The following is a 21,632-nucleotide window of genomic DNA, read 5'->3' as shown; positions in this document are numbered from 1 at the left end:
TGCTTCTCCTGTGTCGAGGGATTCACGATATATCGTGTTGCCGTCACGATAACACGATATATCTCGATCCCGTCACCCCCCTTTCCTTCGAATCGCCTGATTGGTCCCATATCGGCCGGAAATCGAGCCAATCAAGCGATTCGAACGGGGTTGACCTTGACGTAACGGCAACTTCTACGGTGGAGGGGAACGACACGGAAGGGTGGGCGGGATGAGCGAGAAGGACTGGTCGATCCAGGAGATCGCACGACTGGCGGGGACGACGAGCCGCACGCTGCGGCATTACGACGACATCGGGTTGCTGCCTCCGTCGCGCATCGCGGCCAACGGGTACCGGCACTACGACGCGGCGGCGCTCGTGCGGCTGCAGCGGATCCTCCTGCTGCGGGAGCTCGGGCTCGGACTGCCGCAGATCGCGGAGGTGCTGGGCCCTTCGACAGGCTCAGGGACCCAGGGCGGGGGCTCAGGGACCCAGGGCGGGGGCTCGGCGGCGGAGGCGTCGGCGCTCGAGACACACCTCGCGCTGCTGCGCGAGGAGCAGACCAGGCTGGCGCGGCAGATCGCGTCGGTCGAATCCACCATCACGGCATTGAGAGGAGGTGAGAACCTCATGGCAGAGAACATGTTCGACGGCTTCGACCACACGCAGTACAAGCAGGAGGTCGAGGGCCGCTGGGGGAAGAAGGCCTACGCCGACAGCGACCGCTGGTGGCGCGGGATGAGCGACGCCGAGCGTGCCGAGTGGCAGCAGCGCGTGTCCGACCTCGGACGCGACTGGATCGCCGCGGCGGAGAGCGGTATCGATCCCGCGTCCGCCGAGGCGCAGGAGCTCGCGCGCCGTCACGTGGCCTGGCTCACGGGCATCCCGGGCACTCCCGCCGCCGCGCTCCGGCAGGGACCGGACGCGGATGCCAAGGCCTACGTCATCGGTCTCGGCGAGATGTACGTCGCAGATCCGCGCTTCGGCGCGAACTACGCGACGTCCGCGGGTGGGACGCAGGGCGCGGAGTTCGTCCGCGACGCGCTCCGCATCTACGCGGAAGCCTCCCTCTGATCCGTCGAGCGGCCCCCTTGCGTGCGACCCACCCCGCTGCGGTCGTACTCAAGGGGGTGGCTCGCACGCAAGGGGGTGGATCGGGGGGGGAGGGGAGGGCGTAGGGTCGTGCCATGACGGGGCGACGGAAGCGGGGGCGCGACGACCGCCCCGCGTCCGGAGCCTTCGCGGCGGCGGCGACGGCTTACGCGGCGAACTGCGCCCTCGGGCTCGCGGTGGCGGCGCGGCTCATCGACACGCGCCGCTTCCGCTGGGTGCACCACGCCCTCTACATCCTGACCTGCGCGACGGCCGGACTCGCCGTCGTCGCGGGTCTCGCCACCCACACGCCGCGCACCCGTCGCGCCGCCCTCGCTCTCCTCCCCGCCGCCGTCCCCCTGGCCGCGATCCCCTACGCCGGGACGCACACCCGGCGGCACCCGCTCGTCGCCCTCACGGCGGCCCCCTTCGTCCTCGCGGGCCTCGTGGTCTCGCGCCTCCCCTCCGACCGGAAGTGACCGCATGGAACTGCTCGACGCCATCCGCCGCCGCAAGACCACGAACGGGGCGTTCCTGCCCGACCCGGTCTCCGAGGAGCACCAGCGCATCCTCCTGGAAGCGGCCGGGCGCGCGCCCTCCCAGCTCAACAGTCAGCCCTGGCGCTTCGTCGTGATCGAGAACAGGGACACGATCGACGAGATCGCGCGCATCTCCGGCGAGAGCATGACGGAGGCCATGTCGAACGGGACGTTCTTCGAGCGGTACAAGCCGTACTTCCGCTTCAGTCAGGAGGAGATGGAGGAGAAGCGCAGCGGCATGCTGTTCGACAAGCTCCCCGCGCCGCTTCGGCCCTTCACATCCCAGGTGTTCACGAAGCGCGGACAGACGCTCATGAACACGTTCGGCGTGCCGAAGACGCTGGGCTCGGAGAACCGCAAGCTCGTCGCCGGATCGCCGCTGCTCCTGGGCGTCATGCTCGACCGGAGCGAGTACCGGCCCGGGCAGCTGTCGTCGTTCTACTCCGTGTTCAGCATGGGGGCGGCCATGGAGAACGTCTGGCTGACCACGGTCGAGCTGGGCATGGGCATCCAGTTCATCTCGTTCCCGATGGAGGTGCCGGGGCGCTGGGACGAGATCGTCCGGCTGCTGCGGGTGCCCGACGATCTCGAGCTCATGGCCGTGTACCGGCTCGGCTACCTGCCGCCCGAGCAGCGCCGCCCGGCGATCGACTGGTCCAGCAGCCAGCGCAAGCTCGTGTCGCAGTACGTGTTCCGCGAGGACTGCGACACCCCGCAGCAGGGGTGGGACGCGCCGCCGCCGCGGACCTGAGTCAGGAGCCCCCGACCGTCCGCGGCACCTCCGGGAGATCGTTCAGCGCCGGTCCCTCGATGCGCGTGCCGTCCGCGGCGAACCGCGACGCGTGCAGCGGGCAGTCCCACGTGCACTCGGCGTCGTTCCAGTCGAGGACGCCGCCCAGGTGCGTGCAGACGGCGCTGACGGCCCTGGTCACGCCGTCGACCGTGGAGATGGCGACCGGGCGACCACCGCGGTTCGCCACGACGCCCTCGCCCTCCGCGGGCTGTGGCACGGGGACCGGCGTGGTCTCGGCCTCGACCCAGCCCTTCGTGGCCGCGGCGGCCACCTTCGCACCCTCGACGGCCCCCCGTGCGAGATCGGCGGGGACGGTGAGCCGGGTGCCGAGGCGCAGCATCCAGGACGGACGCTCGCGGCGCTTCGTCCCGATGATCTCCTCCGTGAGACGCAGGGCCGCAGCGGGCGCGTTCGACAGCCCCCATTTCGCGTACCCGGTGGCGATGCGGATGCGCCCGAGGCCGCGCGGCAGGGCGCCGACGAACGGGATGAGGTTGTGCGACTGGTAGTCCTGCGCGGACCAGCGGTGGGTCTCCTCCGCATCCGGGAAGTGCAGGCGGGTCCAGTCCACGAGGTCGTCGATCGCCGCGGTCTCGCCGTCCGAGCGGCCGACCGGATGCCCGTTGCCGCCGACGACGAGCTGCGCGGTGTCGGCGGGGCCGTCGGCGGCGGACACCGGCCGGATGGACCGCGTCGGGCCGTCGGCGGAGATGAACGTGCCCTCCGGCACCCCGCCGGAGACCCGGAACGAGACGCAGTACGACCGCATCCCGGCGACCTTGGAGAAGTACAGGCCGCGGTCGAGGATCGGGGTCCCCGTCGCGAGGACGATGTGCTCGGCGAACATCGGGCCCGCCGTCGTCTCCACCCGCGGCTCCGGCAGGGCGTGGGCGCCGGTCACGCGGACGCCGGTGTGCAGCGTGCCGCCTCCCGCGAGGAACTCCTTCGCGAGCGCGTCGGCGACGGCGACCGGGTCGATCGTCACCTGCGAATCGAGGGCGACCGCGCCCGCGACGGGGAACGGCGTCGACAGCTCGCCCGCGGTGAGCAGCCGGGTCGGAAGCCCCGCCTCCCGTGCGGCGGAGTGCTGGGCTCGGACCGCCTCGAGCCCGTCCGGACCCTGGGCGTAGGTGTGGTCGGTCCGCTCGGTGTAGCTCAGGCCCGCGCTGTCGGCGAAGCCGGTGAGCCACTCCATGCCGGCCCGGTTGGCGTCGACGTACGCCTGGACGAGGGCCGCCGGATGGTGCCTGCGGATGGTGGCGAGCTGCTGCCCCTGGAGGAGCGAGAGCTTGCCCGTGTTGCCGCCCGTCGACAGCTCCGCCACGTCCCCCGCGTCGACGACCACGACGTCGAGTCCGGCGCGGGTCAGGAGCACCGCGGTCGAGAGACCGGTGAGCCCCGCCCCCACGATCAGCACGTCGTGCTGCGCGCCGGGATCGAAGGGAGTGCCGTGGGGTGCGTCCTGGTCGACCTTCCAGAGGGGCTTCATGCCGACAGTCAACGCCTGTCCCCGCCCCCACCCCAACGCCTTGACATCCGACGGTCGCGCTGTCATGCGGCGACTACAGTGGCGAGCGTGAGTCTCCGTCGTGTCCTGCTCGTCGCGCTCGGCGGCACGCTCGGGACGGCGGCGCGTCTGGGCCTCGGACTCCTCGTGGACGATCCCGGCGACTTCCCCCTCGCGGTGCTGCTGGCCAACGTGCTGGGCGCCCTGCTCATCGGGGTCGTGGCGGCGCGGCTCCCGGCCTCGGCGGAGCTGCGGCTGCTGCTCGGCACCGGCGTCCTCGGCGGCTTCACGACCTATAGCGCCCTCATGACCGGGACGTTGGCCCTGTGGGGGTCGGCTCCGCTCCTCGCCGCCGCGTATGCCGTGGGCAGTCTCGTCCTCGGTCTCCTCGCGGCGGCCGTGGGGCTCCGGCTGGGGCGCCCGCGCCGGGGAGGGGTGTCGTGAGTCCACTGCTGTTCCTCGCGGCCGCGCTCGCCGGGGGCGTCGGCGCCGTCCTGCGGTATCTCGTCGACCTCGGCGTCGCGCGGCTCGCCGGCCGGCGGTTCCCGTGGGGGATCCTCGTCGTCAACCTCACCGGCTCGTTCGCGCTGGGGCTCGTGACGACGGCGCTGCCGGACGCGGCGTTCGTGCTCGGCGCCGGCCTCCTCGGAGGCTATACGACCTTCAGCACCGCGATGCTCGATGTGGTCGCACTGTGGCGGGACGGCGAGCGCGGCGCCGCGGTGTTCGACGCGGTCGGCATGCTCGTGCTCGGTCTCCTCGCCGCGGGACTGGGGCTCGCGCTGGGGGCTGCGCTCTAACCGACGCTTGCGAAGAGCCGTCGGCGCGCGCTACTCTCGCTGCTAATCGTTTAACGCTAAACGGTTAACATCGCGCACCGCCTTCTCGTGCACCCGTCAAAGGAGACCTCGATGCCCCGCACCTCTCGCCGCGCCCTGGGCGCCCTCGCCGCCTCCGCGGCCGCCGTCCTGGCGCTCTCCGCCTGCTCCTCCTCCGCGACCGGGGAGTCCTCGGGCGGCGACATCACCCTCAGCTACGCGATCTGGGACGAGAACCAGAAGCCCGCGATGGAGGACATCGCCGCCGCGTACACCGAGGAGCACCCGAACGTCACGATCGAGATCCAGGTCACGCCGTACAAGGAGTACTTCACCAAGCTCCAGACCGCGGTGACGGGCGGCTCGGCCGCCGACGTGTTCTGGATGAACGGCCCGAACTTCCAGCTCTACGCCTCGAACGGACAGCTCGCCCCGCTCGACGACGTGGACGCGGCCGACTACCCCCAGGGGCTCGTCGACCTCTACACCTACGACGACGCGCTCTACGGCGCCCCCAAGGACTTCGACACCGTCGCGCTCTGGTACAACAAGGCGCTGTTCGACGCCGCGGGGGTGGAGTACCCGAGCGCGGGCTGGACCTGGGACGACTTCCGTTCCGCGGCCGCGAAGCTGACCGACCCGGCGAAGGGCCAGTTCGGCGTCGCCGCGAGCCAGTACGGCCAGGAGAACTTCTACAACTCCATCGCGCAGGCCGGCGGCGAGGTCATCTCCGCGGACGGCACCCAGAGCGGATACGGCTCCCCCGAGGCTCTCGAGGGCATCGAGCTGTGGACCGACCTCATCGCCGACGGCTCCTCGCCCACGGCGCAGCAGATGACGGACACGAACCCGGAGGACTTCTTCCTGTCCGGCAAGGTCGCCATGTTCCAGAACGGCTCCTGGGCCGCCATCGCCTACGCGGACAATGCGGACATCGGCGGCAGCGTCGACGTGGCCCCGCTGCCGGCGGGTCCGGAGGGCAACCAGAGCGTGATCCACGGCGTCGGGAACGTCGCGAACGCCAAGAGCGCGCACGTGGAGGAGGCCAAGGACTTCGCCGCCTTCGCGAGCGGCGAGCAGGCCGCGAAGATCCAGGCCGAGACCGGCACCGTGATCCCCGCGTACAACGGCACGCAGCAGGCCTGGGTCGACGCCCTCCCGCAGTACGACCTGCAGGTCTACATCGACGCGCTGGAGACGGCCGTCCCGTACCCCGTGTCGAAGAACACCTCCGCGTGGACGAGCATCGAGAGCGAGGTGCTGTCCCAGGTGTGGTCCGGAGCGGTCTCCCCGAAGGACGGACTGCAGGATCTCGCCGCGCAGATGCAGACCGCGCTGGACGCCGAGCAGGAGTGACCGGATGACCGTCCTCGCGCCTCGCGCGGTCGCCCCCGCCGCCGGACGGACCCCGGAGGCCCCGCCCTCCGGGGTCCGCCGGCGGCGCCGCACGCCCGGTGCCTCGCCGTGGTGGGCTCTGGTGTTCCTCGGGCCCACCGCCCTGGGCCTCGCCGTGTTCTACCTGTGGCCGACCGTGCGCACGCTCATCATCTCCTTCACGAAGTCGGGGCCGTTCGGCGGCGCGGAGTGGATCGGGTTCGAGAACTACGTCCGGCTGTTCCAGGATCCGGAGCTCCTCGGCGCCCTCCGCAACACCGCGGTCTACACGGTGATCGCGCTCATCGGCATCCCCCTCGCGGTCGGGATCGCCGCGCTGCTGAACACCACCGGCCTCAAGGGCCGCAGCGCCTACCGCACGCTCTACTTCATCCCCGTCGTCACCATGCCCGCGGCGATCGCGCTCGTGTGGCGCATGATCTACAACGGCGACTACGGCGTGCTGAACGCGGCCCTCGGCGCGGTCGGCATCGAGGGGCGGAGCTGGCTGACCGATCCGAACACCGCGCTGGTCGCGATCGCCGTCGTCGGCATCTGGGCGGGCCTCGGGACCAACATCGTCATCTTCCTCGCCGGGCTCCAGGGCATCCCCGACACGATCATGGAGGCGGCCGACCTCGACGGGGCGGGCCCCGTACGCAAGTTCTTCTCGATCACGATCCCGCTGCTGTCGCCCTCGATCTTCTTCGTCAGCGTCATCAGCGTGATCGGGGCGCTGCAGGTGTTCGATCTCATCTACATGATGCTCGGCCGCAGCAACCCCGCGATGCCGAACACCCGCACCGTCGTCTACCTGTTCTACGAGGCGGGCTTCCTCGACAACGACCGCGGCTACGCCGCCGCCGTCGCCTTCCTCCTGCTGCTGATCATCCTCGTGCTGACGATCGTGCAGTTCCGGCTGCAGAAGAAGTGGGTGCACTATGAGTGATGTCTCCCTCGACACCCGCGCGGTCGTCGGTGCTGCCCCCGCACGATCGCGGAGGGCGGGCACCCCACGGAACCGCGGGCTGTGGATCGTCCACGTCGTGCTCATCGTCGGCGCCGCGCTCATGGTGTTCCCGTTCGTCTGGCAGCTGCTGACCTCGTTCAAGACGCTGTCCGACTCGGTGCAGGTGCCGCCGTCGTTCCTCCCGCGCGAGTGGGTGTTCACCAACTTCGCCGAGGTCTTCGACTCGATGCCGTTCGGGCAGATGTTCCTGAACTCGGTGCTCCTCACGGTCGGCCGCACGGTCGGACAGGTCGCCCTGTGCACCATGGCGGGCTACGCGTTCGCGCGCATCGCCTTCCCCGGCCGGAACGCCCTGTTCGTCGTGTTCCTCTCGGTGCTCATGGTGCCTTCGCAGCTCTACCTGCTGCCGCAGTACGAGATCATCCAGGCGCTCGGCTGGCTGAACACGCTGCAGGCGCTCATCGTGCCCGGCATCTTCAGCGCCTTCGGAACCTTCCTGATGCGGCAGTTCTTCCTCTCGATGCCGGCCGAGCTGGAGGAGGCGGCGCGCATCGACGGGGCGAATCCGTGGCAGACCTTCTGGCGGATCATGGTTCCGCTCGCGAAGCCTGGAATCATCGCACTTGTGGTGTTCACCGTGCTGTGGTCCTGGAACGATCTGCTGTGGCCGCTGATCGTGACGACCGATCCGGCGAAGATGCCGCTGTCGGTCGGACTCTCGCAGCTCGTCGGCATCCACGGCACCGATTACCCGGTGCTCATGGCGGGTGCCCTGCTGGCGACCTTGCCCATGCTGGTGACGTTCATGATCCTGCAGCGGCAGTTCATCCAGGGCATCGCGTTCAGCGGGACGAAGGGCTGAGACATGGCACAGCGTGAGCACGCCCCGAGCCGCCGCCCGACCCTGCGGATGGTGGCCGAACGTGCCGGAGTGTCGACCGCGACCGTCTCGTACGTGTTCTCCGGGCGAGCAGGGGCCAGCGGGGCGGGCGTGGCCGAGGCCACCGCGGCGCGGGTGCTCGCGGCGGCGGACGAGCTCAACTACCGGCCGAACACGGCGGCGAGGGCGATCCGCACGGGTCGCAGCGGCATGGTGCAGCTCTCCCTGCACATGCTGAGCGATCCGTGGTCGCTGGCGGTGGCCGACGCCGTGAACGCCGAGGCGAACCGGCACGGGCTGACGACGCTGATCCTCGCCGACGGCGACTGGCACGCGGCCCTCGACCGTGTCGAGAGCGACGTGGCGTATCTCGACGGCGTCGGCCTGGACGAGGAGGACGCCCGACGGCTGGGCGACCTCGTCAAGCGCGGCCAGCGGCTCGTGGTGTTCTCGGAGCATCTGGAGCCGGACGGCTTCGACGTCATCCGCTCGGACGCGATCCCGGGGTGCGAACTCGCGATGGATCACCTGCTGGAGCGGCACACGGCCATCGGCTGCATCGCCGCGGAGGGTGCCGTCCGCCTCGCGGGAACCCAGGTCACGCGCTACACGCCGTACGTCGAGAAGCTCGCGGCGGCCGGCATCTCCCCGGATCCGGCGTGGACCGTGACCTACGCGGAGACCCAGGCCAGCGCCTTCACCGCCGCGATCGAGCTGCTGTCGCAGGAGAACCGCCCGGACGCCGTGTACGCGACGACCGACTTCGCCGCGATCGCCGCGATCAACGCCGCGCACATGCTCGGGCTCCGCGTGCCGCACGACGTCGCGGTGATCGGTGTCGGGAACACGCCGGACGCACGGCTCATCGCGCCCACCCTCACCACCGTCGGCCCCACGGACTTCTACGAGCGTCAGGCGCGGATCATCGTCGAGAAGGCGCTCGAGGGCGAGCCCTCGCCCGGGGCGCTGCACGAGTTCCCCTGGGCCCTCGTCCCCGGCGGCTCGACCGACCTCGACGCCCCGGCAACCCGCGGCCGCTGAGCCGCCCCCTTTTCTCCCCCTCTGTCACGAAGGACTTCTGTTGGACCTCCACATCGGCATCATCGGCTTCGGCGCGCGCTCCACCCTCCAGGAGGAGGTGCACCGGCCGGGGCACGGCTCCCGCATCACCGCCGTCTGCGACCTCGCCCCCCGCGCCCGCGAGGACGCCAGGGCGCTCGTCCCCGACGCGCTCATCACCGACTCCCTCGACGAGCTGCTCGCATCCGGCGTCGACGCCGTCATGGTGCTGACCCCGGACGACACGCACGCCGCCCTGACCATCCGGGCGCTGGAGGCCGGGGTGCCCGTCTTCTGCGAGAAGCCCCTCGCGATCGATCTCGCCGACGCCGACCGCATGCTGGAGACCGCGCGACGCACCGGCACCCGGCTCTACATCGGCCACAACATGCGGCACATGCCCGTGATCACCCTCATGCGCGGGCTCATCCAGGACGGGCGCATCGGGCAGGTGAAGGCCGTGTGGGTGCGGCACTTCGTGGGGCACGGCGGCGACTTCTACTTCAAGGACTGGCACGCCGACCGGAGCCGCACCACCGGACTCCTCCTGCAGAAGGGGGCGCACGACCTCGACATCATCCACTGGCTGGCCGGCGCGTACACCGAGCAGGTGGCGGCGATGGGCGGCCTGAGCGTCTACGGCGACATCACCGACCGGCGGGACCGCGCGGGGGAGCGGATGCCCGACTGGTTCAGCATGGACAACTGGCCGCCGACCGCGCTCACGGGACTCCACCCCGTCGTCGACGTCGAGGACATCTCGATGGTGAACCTGAGGCTGGAGGGCGGGATCTTCGCGTCCTACCAGCAGTGCCACTTCACCCCGGACTACTGGCGGAACTACACCGTGATCGGCACCGAGGGGCGCATCGAGAACTTCGGCGACGTGGCCGGCAGCGAGGTGAGGCTGTGGAACCGTCGGCATGCCGGGGCGGCCGACGCGGACGAGGTGTTCATCGTGCCCGAGGTGCCCGACGCCGGACACGACGGTGCCGACGCGCTGCTCGTGGCCGAGTTCCTCCGGTTCGTGCGGCACGGTGGTCTCACGGCGACCTCTCCCGTCGCGGCGCGGGAGGCCGTGGCCGCCGGGATCCTCGCGACCGCGTCCCTCCGGGGCGACGGCTCCGCGATCTCCGTCCCTCCGCTCGACCCCGAGCTCGTCGCCTACTTCGAGCGCGGCCAGACCCCCTCCTCCACCCCCTCCTCCTCCGCCGCCTGACCCACCGGCAGGGGAGTGCAATAGGGCACCCGAACCGCGTCTCCCAGGCACGTTTCTGATCCCGCAGCGAGGGGGGAGGGGGAGAGGGGCGGGGCTCTCAGGGAGTTCACACCGGAGCGAATGTACAAACGTACATGTACGGGTGTCCAGGGGGTGAGCGATGGCGGAGAGCGCGCGTCGGCGGCGTGATCCCGAAGCGCGCCGTCGGGAGATCGTCACGGCTGCCGCCGAGCTCATCATCGAGGTCGGGGCCGACGCCATCACGCACCGCATGGTCGCCGCCCGCGCCGGAGTGCCGCTCGGGGCGACCACCCAGTACTTCGACACCCTCGACGACCTGCGCAGCGCCGCCGTCCGTGCCCTCGCGGACGAGATCGAATGCCGGCTCGACGGGGTGCGGCAGACCCTCGCCGACCGCGGAGCCGGGGCCGACGTCATCGCCGCGCTCGTCCACGACAGCATCCACGACGGACACGCCGTGCAGGCGGATCGAGCGGTGGTCACGGCGGCCGTCCACGATCCGCGTCTGCGCGAGCTCGCGCGCCACCTGTCCGACCGCCTCGTCGACCTCCTGGAGCCGACCTATGGCGCCGACCGGGCCCGAGCGGCGATGATCTTCATCGACGGCGTCATGTGGAGCACGCAGATCCGCGACGTCGATCTCGAACAGTCCTTCCTCGAATCCGCACTGGCGCGGATCCTCGGAGAACCTCTCTCCCTCCCATCCGCAGCGACCGCCACCCCCTGACACCGAGGACCACGCCTTGTCGAAACTCGCCATCCTCAGCCTGAAGAACCGCGCCCTCATCGCGCTCGTGACGATCGTCGCCGCGGTGTTCGGCGGGCTCGCGCTGACCAACCTCAAGCAGGAGCTCATCCCGTCGCTCGAGCTGCCGGCACTCGTGGTCATGACCACGTACCCCGGCGCCTCGCCCGAGGTGGTCGAGAACGACGTCTCGACGCCGATCGAGTCGGCCATCCAGGGGGTTCCCGACCTGGAGTCGACCACCGCGACGAGCACGACCAATGCGTCCATCGTGCAGGCGATGTTCTCGTACGGCACGAACCTCGCGACCGCGGAGCAGAAGATCCAGCAGGCGATCAACCGCATCTCCTCGCAGCTGCCGGAGGACGTCACGCCGCAGGTGCTCTCGGTCTCGATCGACGACTTCCCGGTGATCCAGGTGGCGGTCACCGGCTTCGACGACGCGGACAACGCCCAGGCGCAGCTCGAGAGCGTCGCGATCCCCGACCTCGAGGACGTCGACGGGGTGAACGCGGCCGAGATCGTCGGCGGCGTCGGACAGCGCATCACCATCACCCCCGACCTCGCGAAGCTCGCCGCCGCCGGACAGAGCAGCGAGGCGATCAGCACGGCACTCCAGCAGAACGGCACCCTGTTCCCCGGCGGCGAGATCACCGAGGATGACGAGACCCTCACGGTGCAGACCGGAGCGAAGATCACCTCGGTCGACGAGATCGCCGCCCTGCCGCTCGTCGGCACCGCGGTCACCATCGGCGACGTCGCGACGGTGGAGCAGGTGTCCGACCCGGTGACCTCGATCTCCCGCGTCGACGGCGAGGACGCCCTGTCGATCTCCATCACGAAGCTCCCCGCCGCCAACACGGTCGAGGTGTCGCAGGGGGTCATCGCGGCCCTCGACGAGATCGGGGAGGCGCTTCCGGACGCGGAGTTCACGGTCGTGTTCGACCAGGCGCCGTTCATCGTGCAGTCCATCGACACCCTCGCCACGGAGGGTCTGCTCGGTCTCGTGATGGCCGTGCTCGTGATCCTCGTGTTCCTGATGTCGGTGCGCTCGACCCTGGTCACCGCGATCTCGATCCCGACCTCGGTCCTCATCACCTTCATCGGGCTGCAGGCGTTCGGCTACTCCCTCAACGTGCTGACCCTCGGGGCGCTCACGATCGCGATCGGCCGCGTGGTCGACGACTCCATCGTGGTGATCGAGAACATCAAGCGCCACTACGTGGGCGACGCGGACAAGGGCGATGCGATCCGTCTCGCCGTGCGCGAGGTCGCCGCCGCCATCACCGCCTCGACCATCACGACGGTGGCGGTGTTCCTGCCGATCGTGTTCGTGGGCGACATGGTGGGCGAGCTGTTCCGTCCGTTCGCGATGACCGTCACGATCGCCATGGTCGCGTCGCTCTTCGTGGCTCTGACGATCGTCCCGGTGCTCGCGTACTGGTTCCTCAAGCCCGGCAAGCCGCTCCTCGACGACCAGGGGAACGCGATCGACCCGGAGGACCCGGCCGCCCCGCCGACGCGGCTGCAGCGCGGCTACCGGCCCATCCTCGGCTGGACGCTGAAGCACTCGGGCATCACGGTCGCGCTCGCGGTGGTGGTCCTCGCCGGGACCCTCGCCGCCGCCCCGCTGATGAAGGTGAACTTCCTCAGCGACTCCGGTCAGAACACCATGACCGTGACGCAGGACCTCGGGCCGACCGCGAGCCTGCAGGCGAAGTCCGACGCCGCCGTCCCCGTCGAGGAGGCCCTCCTCGACATCGACGGCATCGAGCACGTGCAGGCCTCCATCGGGTCGAGCGGTTCCGCGCTGCGCGACGCGTTCTCCGGCGGTGCGGGCATCACGTACTCCGTGCTCACCGACGGCGACGCCGACCAGGAGAAGCTGCGCGCCGAGGTGCAGGACGCGATCGACGGCCTCGGCGACGAGGTCGGCGAGGTCGCCGTCGCGGCATCCGCCGGCTTCGGCTCCAGCGACATCGAGATCACCGTGTCGGCCGCGAGCGGCGACGACCTCGCCACCGCCACCTTCGCCGTGGTGGACGAGCTCGACGGCCGCGAGGGCATCGGGCAGGTGACCGACAACCTCGCCGAGGCGCTGCCGTACATCGCCGTGGTCGTGGATCGCGAGGCCGCCGCCCAGGTCGGACTGTCCGAGGTCGCCGTCGGATCGATCGTGTCGAACACGATGCGTCCCCAGCAGATCGGCTCGGTCGAGATCGACGACACCGCGCTGACCGTGTACCTCGTCAACCCGGAGCCGCCGACGACCGTCGACGCCCTCCAGCAGCTCGCGATCCCCACCGCGGCGGGCATCGTGCCGCTGGAGGACATCGCGACCGTGGAGCAGCGCAACGGTCCGACCTCGATCACCACCGAGCAGGGACGGCGCACCGCGACCGTCACCGTGCCGCCCGCATCGGACAACCTCGCGGTCGCCACCCAGTCGGTCACCGAGGCGCTCGCCGCCGCGGACCTGCCGGACGGCGCCTCGGCCGAGGTCGGCGGCGTCGCCTCGCAGCAGGCCGACTCGTTCGCGCAGCTCGGCCTGGCGATGCTCGCCGCGATCCTCATCGTGTACGTGGTGATGGTGGCGACGTTCAAGTCGCTGCGTCAGCCGCTGCTGCTGCTGATCTCGGTGCCGTTCGCGGCGACCGGCGCCATCCTGCTGCAGATCATCACGGGCGTACCGCTCGGCGTGGCCTCGCTGATCGGCGTGCTGATGCTCATCGGCATCGTGGTGACGAACGCGATCGTGCTCGTCGACCTCGTGAACCAGTACCGGGAGAAGGGACTGTCGACCGCGGAGGCGGTGATGGCGGGAGGGGAGAAGCGTCTGCGCCCGATCCTCATGACCGCGCTCGCCACCATCCTCGCCCTCACCCCGATGGCGCTCGGGATCACCGGGCACGGCGGCTTCATCTCGCAGCCGCTGGCGATCGTGGTGATCGGCGGGCTCGTCTCCTCGACCGTGCTGACGCTCATCGTGCTGCCGACCCTGTACAACCTCGTCGAGGGGGCGCGGGAGCGCCGTCGCGCGCGGAAGGGCGAGCCGCACGACGATGGCGCCCCGGTCCCCGTGCACACGGACGGCACGCCGGTCAGCCGGCGCGAGCTGCGCGAGAACCACGGCGAGTAGTCGCGCGTCCGCAACGCGGAGAAAGGGCCCCGGTCCCGTCGAGGAGACGAGGATCGGGGCCCTTCCGCGTGTGTTCTCCGGAGCGGTGGACCGCGGTCAGGCGAAGGAGAGGCCCCACTCCACGGTCCAGGTCTCGCCCGGGGCCAGGCGTCTCAGGCCGCGGCCGCTGTTGAGGGCATCAGCCGGGGCGGTCATCGGCTCGATCGCGACGGCGAGCGGCGTACCGGGATAGTTCGTGGCCGTGTACACCTGCACGAAGTCGAAGCCCTCGCCCTGCCAGAGCGTGACGGTCCGGCCGTCGGGGGCGGTGAGGGTGTGCCGCACCCGGCCGTCCGGGTCGCGGTCGAGGTCGGTGAACCCGGTGTCGAGCGAGACGTCGCCGACGCGGATGCCCTCGCGCAGCTCGGGATCGGCGGGACGGGTGCCGATCGGGAGCATGCGGTCATCCGTCTCGAAGGCGGTGCGGGCGGGCACCCGGAGGACGAGGTCGTGCGGGTCGACATCGCCGATCGTGGGGAACGGGTGTGTGCCGACCGCGACGGGCGCGGGGGAGTCGGACCAGTTGGTGAGCGTGTGCGTGACCTCGATGCCGTCCGCGGTGAGGACATACGCGACGGACGTCTCGATCAGGTACGGGTAGCCGGTCTGCGGGAAGACGGTCGCCCGCAGCGTCGCGGCGCCCTCCGTCTGCTCGATGGCGTACGCCGTGAAGCGCAGCAGGCCGTGACTGGCGTTGTCCGTCTTCGGCTCGGTGATCGCGAGCTGGCGCACGGTGCCCTCGTCGTCCCAGCGGCCGTCGCGCACCCGGTTGGGCCAGGGGGTCAGCACGACGCCCGAGCACGACGGCGTCGGGATGTCGAGCGGATACGGGGAGATGAGATCGACCTCGCCGATCCGGAGGGCACGGAGAGAGGCGCCGACCTGGGCGATCTGCGCGGTCACGTCGCCGAGACGGAGATGGACCTGGGTGCCGGTGGGAGAGACGGAGTTCACCTCGACATCGTAGTGCCGCAGGCCGCCGGAGTGCGGGGGTCTCCCAGGGATGCCGGGTAGACTGAGACGGTCGGCTTCGGACACCCGCGCAGGGCGCGGACGTTTTTCAGTGTGTGAAGTGTGAGTCCAGGGGCCGATGGTGCGCGTCGATCGACGCGAATCAACCATCACAGGAATGGCCCCGGCCGCAGATCGTCCGGACTCCGCTGGATCGGAGTGCTCGCGCGTGCGCGCAGCGCTGTTCTCGTGCGAGAACGCAAGAAGGACACCCGAATGCCCAAGAACAAGAAGCCCCGCGGCGGTCGCGCCGCCGCGAACTTCGAGCCGCGCTACGGCGCCAAGAAGACCTCGTTCCACGACCGCCACCGTCCGGCCGGCGGTCGGGACACGGCTCGCGACGAGCGTCCCGCACGCGACGACCGCGAGGGTCGCGCGACCGGCGGGTACGACCGTCGCCCCGGGAGCCGCAGCCCCGGGCACCGCGGCTACCGCCCGGAGGAGGCCGAGTCCGGTGCTCCGAAGCGCCGCTGGAGCTCCCAGGAGCGCGCCGGTCGCGACGAGGCTCGCAGCATCCGCAACCGTGCGGAGTCCGGGCGTCGCGAGGCCCCGCACCGCCGCGACGACCGCGCCGGTGGCGGCCGGTTCGACGACCGCGCCGAGCGTCCGCGGTACAACGACCGGTCCGGCGCTGGACGGTTCGACGACCGTCCGCGGCGCGACGACCGCGGCGGCTCGCAGCGACAGGGGTTCCGCGACGGCGACCACCGCGACGGCGGACGCCCGCGCTTCGACGACCGCCGGAACGAGCGTCCGCGCTTCAACCGCGACGACCGTCCGCGGCGGGACGACCGCGGCGGCGATCGCACCCGCGGTGGCGACCAGGGGACCGAGCGTTCGTACGACGCCGCCCGTGCGCGCCGCGCGTTCGACCGCGACCGCACGCAGCGCTCCTTCGAGGGCGGGCGCGAGCGGCCGTCGACCGGAGGGGCCTACCGCACCGAGCGGCCGCGTCGGGACGAGCGCCCTCGTCGCGACGAGCGTCCGACCCGGAGCGACTGGAACGCGAAGCCGAAGGCGGCGTTCGAGCAGGCCGACGACGTCGTCCACGAGCGCCTCGAGGCACAGGCCGTGCAGGCCGTCGAGGTCGAGGGCGTCACGTTCGCCGACCTCGGCCTAGGCTCCAACATCACCGAGACCCTGAACAACATGGGCGCCGCGACGCCGTTCCCGATCCAGGCGGCGAGCATTCCCGCCGTCCTCGAGGGGCGCGACGTGCTCGCCCGCGGACGCACGGGCTCCGGCAAGACCATCGCCTTCGGGGCACCGCTCGTCGAGCGGGTGCTGCAGTCGCAGGCGGGCAAGCGTCGTGAGTTCGGACGGGCGCCGCGCGCGATCATCCTCGCCCCGACGCGCGAGCTCGCGCTGCAGATCGACCGGACCATCCAGCCGATCGCCCGCAGCGTCGGCCTCTTCACGACGCAGATCTACGGCGGCGTGCCGCAGGGCCGCCAGGTGGGCGCGCTGAAGAAGGGCGTCGACATCGTCATCGGCACCCCCGGCCGTATCGAGGACCTGATGAACCAGGGCAAGCTCGACCTGTCCGACTGCCGGATCGCGGTGCTCGACGAGGCCGACCACATGTGCGAGCTCGGATTCGTCGAGCCCGTGCAGCGCATCCTCCGCCGCACGGCCGAGGGCAGCCAGAAGCTCCTGTTCTCCGCGACGCTCGACCGCGAGGTCGCGGCGCTGGTGGACGAGTTCCTCGTCGACCCCGCCGTGTTCGAGGTCGCGGGCGAAGACCAGGGCTCCAGCACCATCGAGCACCGGGTGCTCGTCATCGAGCACCGCGACAAGGCGGACATCCTCACGTCGCTCGTCGACCGCGAGGGCAAGACGCTGGTCTTCGCCCGCACGCGCGCCTACGCCGAGATGCTGGCTGACCAGTTCGACGACGCGGGAATCCCGGCCGTCTCGCTGCACGGCGATCTCAACCAGGCCAAGCGCACGCGCAACCTGGAGAAGCTGACCTCGGGTCGGGTGAACGTCCTCGTGGCCACCGACGTCGCCGCGCGCGGCATCCACGTCGACGACATCGACCTCGTGGTCCAGGCCGACGCGCCGGACGAGTACAAGACGTACCTGCACCGCTCCGGTCGCACGGGTCGCGCGGGGCGCTCGGGCCGGGTCGTCACGCTCATCACTCGGCAGCGCCAGCGCCGGATGACCGAGCTGCTCGGTCGCGCCGAGATCGAGGCCCCGTTCGAGCAGGCCCGCCTGGACGACGACGTGATCGAGGAGATCGCCGGGCGCGTGCCGTCCGCCGCCGAGCTCACCTCCTGACCCGTTCGGGATCAGAAAGGCCCCGGAGACTTCGGTCTCCGGGGCCTTTTCGCACTCCGCACCGGCCGGGTCAGGGGAGGGTGTGCTCGTGGAGGGACGTCATCAGGGACGTACCGTTGAGGTCGAGGTAGAGGACGCCCTCGGTGACCGTGAGGGTCAGGGTGTTGCGGCGGGCGAGGTGGGGCGTGGCGGTGTCGACGAAGCCGGGATCGAAGCTGTAGACCCGGATGTCCTCGGCCCGGTGGATGCGCTTGTCGGCCCACGGCGCCATGACCTTGGCGGGATCGCGGTGCGTGTAGACCACCGTCCGGTCCGCGAGGCGGGTGGCATGATGCAGCCGTGCGGCATCGGGAGCGCCCACCTCGATCCAGACGGTGACCCGCCCCGTGAGGTCGCGCACGAGCACGGCGGGCTCGTCCGTGTCGGAGACGCTGCCGCCGAACGCGATGCCCTCCGCGAACTCGAGTCCATACGCGAGCACCCGGGTGAGCATGTACGCGTCGGTCTCGGAGGGATGCCGGGCGACGCGGAGCGAGACGTCCTCGTAGACCCCGCGATCGGTGTCGGCCAGCTGCATCTCGAACGTGTGGACTGTCGAACCGATCGCCATGATCCTCGAGCCTACGTGGCGCAGCACCCCTTCCGTGACCGACTCAGAACAGCATCGGCTGGGGAGGAGGGGACGCGGCAGCGCGGCCGCTCGGGGTGAACATCACCGGCCCGGCCGCCGGGGTCTCCGTCTGCACGTGGCCTTGGCCCGGGCGGAACCCGCGCCGCGGATAGTCGTCTTCGTGCCGGCCGTCGAGTCCGTGCATCCGGATGAGGGGACGAGCGCGCTTGGCGAGCCACTGCCGATACGGCTTCGGCGCCTCGACGGACGCTCCGGGATAGAGCCCCCGGTACGACGACACGAGGTCGGGACGGTTCTCGCCGAGCCACTGGAAGAACCACGGCTTGACGCCCGGACGCAGGTGCAGGGCTCCGTAGATCACGCTCCGCGCTCCGGCGGCCTTGATGCGGCGCAGGGCGTCGTCGATCGCGGCGAGGGAGTCGGTGAGGTGCGGCATGATCGGCATGAGGAACACCGTGACCGGGAACCCGGCGTCGGCAAGGGCGCGCACCGTGTCGAGGCGGGCCTGCGTGGTCGGAGCGCCGGGCTCGATCGCTTTCTGCAGCGCGTCGTCGTACATCGCGATCGACATCTGCACGTCGACCGGCACGCGCTGCGCCGCCTTCTTCAGCAGCGGGATGTCGCGGCGGATCAGCGTGCCCTTCGTGAGGATCGACATCGGGGTGCCCGACGCCGCGAGCGCCTCGATGATGCCGGGCATGAGGGCGTAGCGCCCCTCGGCCCGCTGGTACGGGTCGGTGTTCGTGCCGAGGGCGACCGTCTCGTGCTGCCAGCTCCCGCGGCGCAGCTCCCGTTCGAGCACCTCGACGACGTTGACCTTGACGACGATCTGGGTGTCGAAGTCGGCACCGCCGTCGAGGTCGAGGTACTCGTGCGTGCCTCGTGCGAAGCAGTACGTGCAGGCATGGGAGCAGCCGCGGTAGGGGTTGATCGTCCAGGCGAAGGGCATGCGCGACGCCCCGGGGACGTGGTTGAGAGCGGACTTCGACAGCACCTCGTGGAACGTCATCCCGGCGAACTCCGGCGTCGTCACCGTGCGCAGGACGCTGGACCGGTTCTCGAGACCGGGCAGCGCCGCCTCGTCGCTGTCCGCGAGCTTCTGTCCCTGCCACCGCATCGTCCTAGTCGAACAAAGAATCGAATCGAAGTCAAGCGAGTATGGCATCAATGTTCGAATGGAAGAATGGGGCCATGCCCTCCTCGCCGTACGCTCAGCATGCGGCGCCGCGCTCCCCGATCTTCGGCGCCGCCCTCCCGGTCGGGCTGGCGGTGACCGCGGTGGGCGTGCTGCTGTCCCTCACCGGGGCGGCCGCGACCCCTGTCGCCTCGGAGGAGATGCCGCGGCCGGTCGCGGTGATGCAGGTGCCGACGGTGGAGAACGCGGCGACGCCCGCGGCGGACCCCTGTGCCGACCCCGGGGTGCAGGAGGCGATCGCGGCGGGGGATGACGCTGCCACCATCGCGGGGTTCGGCGGCGGAGCGCGCTTCCGTGAGGCGGTGGTCGCGGGGAACGCGCCCTGCGTCTCGCTCAGCGATCCCGCCCGGATCTGGGTGGTGGTGAACAAGGGGCGTCCGCTCGATCCGGCCGCCTACGAGCCCGCGGGACTGGGCCAGGTGCCCCTGCAGATGACGACGCCGTCGGGCCGCGTGCGCGCGGAGGTCGCCGACGCGGTCGGGCGCATGGCGGAGGCCGCCGCGGCTGCGGGCGTCGGCCGCATCGGCGCGAACAACGGCTACCGCTCCTACGGGCTCCAGGTCGCGACCTACGGGGCCCACGTGCGGGACCAGGGGCAGGCCGACGCGGACGCCGGCTCGGCGCGGCCGGGTCATAGCGAGCATCAGACCGGTCTCGCCCTCGACGTGGTGGCCTGCGATGCCGAATGCGGCGGTCTCGACGGCTTCGGGGCGACGCGGCAGAGCGAGTGGGTGGCCGCGCACGCCTGGGAGTACGGGTTCATCGTGCGCTACGAGCAGGTCGGCACCCCGGTCACCGGGTATGCGCCGGAGCCCTGGCACCTGCGTTACGTCGGCACGGAGCTCGCGGCGGCGTATCACGAGGGCGGCTTCCACACCCTCGAGGAGTTCTTCGGCCTGCCCGCCGCTCCCGACTACGAGCACTGAACGGACGGGTCCGCGGTGGCGCTCGGCGTGCTCTGAGGCTTTCCACAAACGCGGTACCCAGTCCCACTCGGGATGGGATGCATTCTCACAATCGCCTGTCCTGCCCCGTGTTCCCGCCGTAGACTCGCCGGAGCAACGACGCACGACACGTTCGGGAGGACGGCATGGAACGCGACATCTACGAAGAGGATCACGAGGCATTCCGCGACCTCGTCAAGGATTTCGTCAAGCGCCACGTCACGCACGAGGCGATCGAGAAGTGGGACGCCGCCGGCGAGGTGGACCGCGCCACGATGCGCGCCGCGGGTGAGGCCGGCATCATCGGGCTCTCCGTGCCCGAGGAGTTCGGCGGCGCCGGGATGCTGCAGGACTACCGCTTCCGCGCGATCGTGAACGAAGAGGTCATCGCAGCCGGTGCGGGTTCGCTCGCCGGCGCCTTCGGCATCCAGGACGACCTGGCCGTCCCGTACCTCGTGCACATGGGCACGCAGGAGCAGAAGGAGAAGTGGCTGCCCCGCATGGCCACCGGCGAGGTCGTCGGCGCGCTCGCCATGACCGAGCCCGGTGCCGGCTCCGACCTCCGCGGCATCAAGACCACGGCGAAGAAGGTCGACGGCGGCTACCTCGTCAACGGCGCCAAGACGTTCATCTCGTCCGGTGCGACCGCCGACCTCGTCGTGACCTTCGTCAAGACGGGCGAGGGCAACCGGCCCGACGCGTTCAGCCTCGTCCTCATCGAGAAGGGCATGGAGGGGTTCGACAACGGCAAGAAGCTCTCGAAGATGGGCTTCCACGGTCACGACACCGCCGAGCTGTCGTTCAGCGACGTGTTCGTGCCCGAGGAGAACCTCATCGGCGGCGTCGAGGGCAAGGGCTTCATCCAGCTCATGATGAACCTCCCGCTCGAGCGCCTCTCGATCGGCGTGGCCGGAGCCGCCGCCGCACAGGCCGCGCTCGACTGGACCGTCGCCTACACGAAGGACCGCGAGGCCTTCGGGGAGCGCATCATCGACTTCCAGAACAGCCGCTTCACCATCGCCGACATGTCCGCCACGGTCGACGCGCTGTGGGCCTTCATCGACCGCGCGCTCCTGGCGTACAAGGACGGCAGGCTCTCGGCCGAAGAGGCCGCAAAGGTCAAGTTCTGGGCCACCGAGCGCGAGTGGGAGGTGCTCGACGCCGGGGTCCAGCTCCACGGCGGCTACGGCTACATCACCGAGTACCCGATCGCCCGCGCCTTCCTCGACGCCCGTGTGCACCGCATCTACGGCGGCACGAACGAGATCATGCGCGAGATCGTCGGGCGTCAGATCGCCGGCAAGCGCTGAGGTCCCCGGGCACAGCTTCGGAGATTCTTATCGGCACGCCGGGGCGGCGTCTTCCGCCTCGGCGTGCCGTGCTGTGACTCCGA

The 21,632-nt window shown here is 70.6% G+C and carries 19 protein-coding genes; 15 read left to right on the top strand and 4 right to left on the bottom strand.

Translation table 11 applies throughout. The features are described from left to right. The first annotated feature begins 211 nt into the window (after window positions 1-211). The 3 genes from AB0300_RS13580 to AB0300_RS13570 all read left to right on the top strand — a co-directional run bounded on the left by AB0300_RS13580 (window position 212) and on the right by AB0300_RS13570 (window position 2,362). Complete coding sequence (locus AB0300_RS13580; RefSeq protein WP_126894170.1) at window positions 212-1,054, top strand: MerR family transcriptional regulator; 843 nt, start codon at window positions 212-214, stop codon at window positions 1,052-1,054. A 113-nt stretch (window positions 1,055-1,167) separates the two neighbouring features. Next, window positions 1,168-1,551 carry a hypothetical protein gene (locus AB0300_RS13575; RefSeq protein WP_366216181.1) on the top strand — a complete coding sequence of 128 codons (384 nt, stop codon included), beginning with the start codon at window positions 1,168-1,170 and terminating at the stop codon, window positions 1,549-1,551. A gap of 4 nt (window positions 1,552-1,555) precedes the next feature. Then, window positions 1,556-2,362: a nitroreductase family protein gene (locus tag AB0300_RS13570; protein WP_062637365.1), complete on the top strand. Its 807-nt coding sequence runs from the start codon at window positions 1,556-1,558 to the stop codon at window positions 2,360-2,362. Between the two features lies 1 nt (window position 2,363). Here AB0300_RS13570 and AB0300_RS13565 read toward each other — a convergent pair whose 3' ends face one another. Next, the gene (locus AB0300_RS13565) at window positions 2,364-3,893 is read right to left on the bottom strand and encodes an FAD-dependent oxidoreductase (RefSeq protein WP_126894167.1); all 1,530 of its coding nucleotides are present in this window, start codon (window positions 3,891-3,893) and stop codon (window positions 2,364-2,366) included. 87 nt (window positions 3,894-3,980) lie between these two features. On the opposite strand from AB0300_RS13565, the gene AB0300_RS13560 reads away from it, so the two are divergent. From AB0300_RS13560 to AB0300_RS13520, 9 genes are all read left to right on the top strand, one after another. After that, window positions 3,981-4,355 (top strand): CrcB family protein, encoded by a 375-nt coding sequence (locus AB0300_RS13560; RefSeq protein ID WP_366216180.1) that lies wholly within the window; start codon window positions 3,981-3,983, stop codon window positions 4,353-4,355. After that, complete coding sequence (locus tag AB0300_RS13555; protein WP_366216179.1) at window positions 4,352-4,711, top strand: CrcB family protein; 360 nt, start codon at window positions 4,352-4,354, stop codon at window positions 4,709-4,711. The genes AB0300_RS13560 and AB0300_RS13555 overlap by 4 nt, the downstream gene beginning before the upstream one ends. Before the next feature lie 111 nt (window positions 4,712-4,822). Then, window positions 4,823-6,085, top strand: a complete 1,263-nt coding sequence (locus tag AB0300_RS13550; protein ID WP_025104695.1) for a sugar ABC transporter substrate-binding protein — start codon at window positions 4,823-4,825, stop codon at window positions 6,083-6,085. 4 nt (window positions 6,086-6,089) lie between these two features. Next, window positions 6,090-7,052, top strand: coding sequence for a sugar ABC transporter permease (locus AB0300_RS13545; protein ID WP_062637352.1), 963 nt, complete (start codon window positions 6,090-6,092; stop codon window positions 7,050-7,052). Beyond that, entirely contained in the window at window positions 7,045-7,935 is an 891-nt protein-coding gene (locus tag AB0300_RS13540) for a carbohydrate ABC transporter permease (RefSeq protein ID WP_025104693.1), read from the top strand. The genes AB0300_RS13545 and AB0300_RS13540 overlap by 8 nt, the downstream gene beginning before the upstream one ends. 3 nt (window positions 7,936-7,938) lie before the next feature. After that, the gene (locus AB0300_RS13535; protein WP_366216178.1) at window positions 7,939-8,994 is read left to right on the top strand and encodes a LacI family DNA-binding transcriptional regulator; all 1,056 of its coding nucleotides are present in this window, start codon (window positions 7,939-7,941) and stop codon (window positions 8,992-8,994) included. A 40-nt stretch (window positions 8,995-9,034) separates the two neighbouring features. Beyond that, window positions 9,035-10,231, top strand: coding sequence for a Gfo/Idh/MocA family oxidoreductase (locus tag AB0300_RS13530; protein WP_197462162.1), 1,197 nt, complete (start codon window positions 9,035-9,037; stop codon window positions 10,229-10,231). A 160-nt stretch (window positions 10,232-10,391) separates the two neighbouring features. After that, window positions 10,392-10,979 carry a TetR family transcriptional regulator gene (locus tag AB0300_RS13525; RefSeq protein WP_366216177.1) on the top strand — a complete coding sequence of 196 codons (588 nt, stop codon included), beginning with the start codon at window positions 10,392-10,394 and terminating at the stop codon, window positions 10,977-10,979. Window positions 10,980-10,995: 16 nt separating this feature from the next. Continuing rightward, on the top strand, window positions 10,996-14,136 hold the full coding sequence (locus AB0300_RS13520; protein WP_366216176.1) for an efflux RND transporter permease subunit: 3,141 nt from the start codon (window positions 10,996-10,998) through the stop codon (window positions 14,134-14,136). 96 nt (window positions 14,137-14,232) lie between these two features. Here AB0300_RS13520 and AB0300_RS13515 read toward each other — a convergent pair whose 3' ends face one another. Further along, window positions 14,233-15,129, bottom strand: a complete 897-nt coding sequence (locus tag AB0300_RS13515; protein WP_025104688.1) for an aldose 1-epimerase family protein — start codon at window positions 15,127-15,129, stop codon at window positions 14,233-14,235. Window positions 15,130-15,402: 273 nt separating this feature from the next. Between AB0300_RS13515 and AB0300_RS13510 the strand changes: the two genes are divergently transcribed. Further along, a complete protein-coding gene (locus AB0300_RS13510) occupies window positions 15,403-17,469 on the top strand; it encodes a DEAD/DEAH box helicase (RefSeq protein ID WP_366216175.1) in 2,067 nt (688 codons plus the stop codon). Between the two features lie 70 nt (window positions 17,470-17,539). Here the strand turns inward: AB0300_RS13510 and AB0300_RS13505 are convergent, their stop codons facing one another. Both AB0300_RS13505 and AB0300_RS13500 read right to left on the bottom strand, forming a co-directional pair. Then, entirely contained in the window at window positions 17,540-18,079 is a 540-nt protein-coding gene (locus AB0300_RS13505; protein ID WP_062637342.1) for a YaeQ family protein, read from the bottom strand. A gap of 43 nt (window positions 18,080-18,122) precedes the next feature. Then, window positions 18,123-19,217: an Rv2578c family radical SAM protein gene (locus tag AB0300_RS13500; RefSeq protein ID WP_366216174.1), complete on the bottom strand. Its 1,095-nt coding sequence runs from the start codon at window positions 19,215-19,217 to the stop codon at window positions 18,123-18,125. Window positions 19,218-19,291: 74 nt separating this feature from the next. On the opposite strand from AB0300_RS13500, the gene AB0300_RS13495 reads away from it, so the two are divergent. After that, window positions 19,292-20,221 (top strand): M15 family metallopeptidase, encoded by a 930-nt coding sequence (locus tag AB0300_RS13495; RefSeq protein ID WP_315106812.1) that lies wholly within the window; start codon window positions 19,292-19,294, stop codon window positions 20,219-20,221. 164 nt (window positions 20,222-20,385) lie between these two features. Further along, a complete protein-coding gene (locus tag AB0300_RS13490) occupies window positions 20,386-21,549 on the top strand; it encodes an acyl-CoA dehydrogenase family protein (protein ID WP_025104683.1) in 1,164 nt (387 codons plus the stop codon). The last annotated feature ends 83 nt before the right edge of the window (window positions 21,550-21,632 follow it).

Origin of the sequence: Microbacterium sp. NPDC078814 (genome assembly GCF_040702645.1) — a bacterium.
Classification (GTDB): Bacteria; Actinomycetota; Actinomycetes; order Actinomycetales; family Microbacteriaceae; genus Microbacterium.
The sequence above is the reverse complement of the archived record's forward strand: the minus strand, read 5'-3'. Positions and strand labels throughout refer to the sequence as shown.

Coding starts and splice junctions, on each gene's coding strand:
- AB0300_RS13580 (WP_126894170.1), top strand. CDS start 212: ATGAGCGAGAAGGACTGGTCGATCCAGGAGATCGCACGACTGGCGGGG.
- AB0300_RS13575 (WP_366216181.1), top strand. CDS start 1,168: ATGACGGGGCGACGGAAGCGGGGGCGCGACGACCGCCCCGCGTCCGGA.
- AB0300_RS13570 (WP_062637365.1), top strand. CDS start 1,556: ATGGAACTGCTCGACGCCATCCGCCGCCGCAAGACCACGAACGGGGCG.
- AB0300_RS13565 (WP_126894167.1), bottom strand. CDS start 3,893: ATGAAGCCCCTCTGGAAGGTCGACCAGGACGCACCCCACGGCACTCCC.
- AB0300_RS13550 (WP_025104695.1), top strand. CDS start 4,823: ATGCCCCGCACCTCTCGCCGCGCCCTGGGCGCCCTCGCCGCCTCCGCG.
- AB0300_RS13545 (WP_062637352.1), top strand. CDS start 6,090: ATGACCGTCCTCGCGCCTCGCGCGGTCGCCCCCGCCGCCGGACGGACC.
- AB0300_RS13540 (WP_025104693.1), top strand. CDS start 7,045: ATGAGTGATGTCTCCCTCGACACCCGCGCGGTCGTCGGTGCTGCCCCC.
- AB0300_RS13535 (WP_366216178.1), top strand. CDS start 7,939: ATGGCACAGCGTGAGCACGCCCCGAGCCGCCGCCCGACCCTGCGGATG.
- AB0300_RS13525 (WP_366216177.1), top strand. CDS start 10,392: ATGGCGGAGAGCGCGCGTCGGCGGCGTGATCCCGAAGCGCGCCGTCGG.
- AB0300_RS13510 (WP_366216175.1), top strand. CDS start 15,403: ATGCCCAAGAACAAGAAGCCCCGCGGCGGTCGCGCCGCCGCGAACTTC.
- AB0300_RS13505 (WP_062637342.1), bottom strand. CDS start 18,079: ATGGCGATCGGTTCGACAGTCCACACGTTCGAGATGCAGCTGGCCGAC.
- AB0300_RS13500 (WP_366216174.1), bottom strand. CDS start 19,217: ATGCGGTGGCAGGGACAGAAGCTCGCGGACAGCGACGAGGCGGCGCTG.
- AB0300_RS13495 (WP_315106812.1), top strand. CDS start 19,292: ATGCCCTCCTCGCCGTACGCTCAGCATGCGGCGCCGCGCTCCCCGATC.
- AB0300_RS13490 (WP_025104683.1), top strand. CDS start 20,386: ATGGAACGCGACATCTACGAAGAGGATCACGAGGCATTCCGCGACCTC.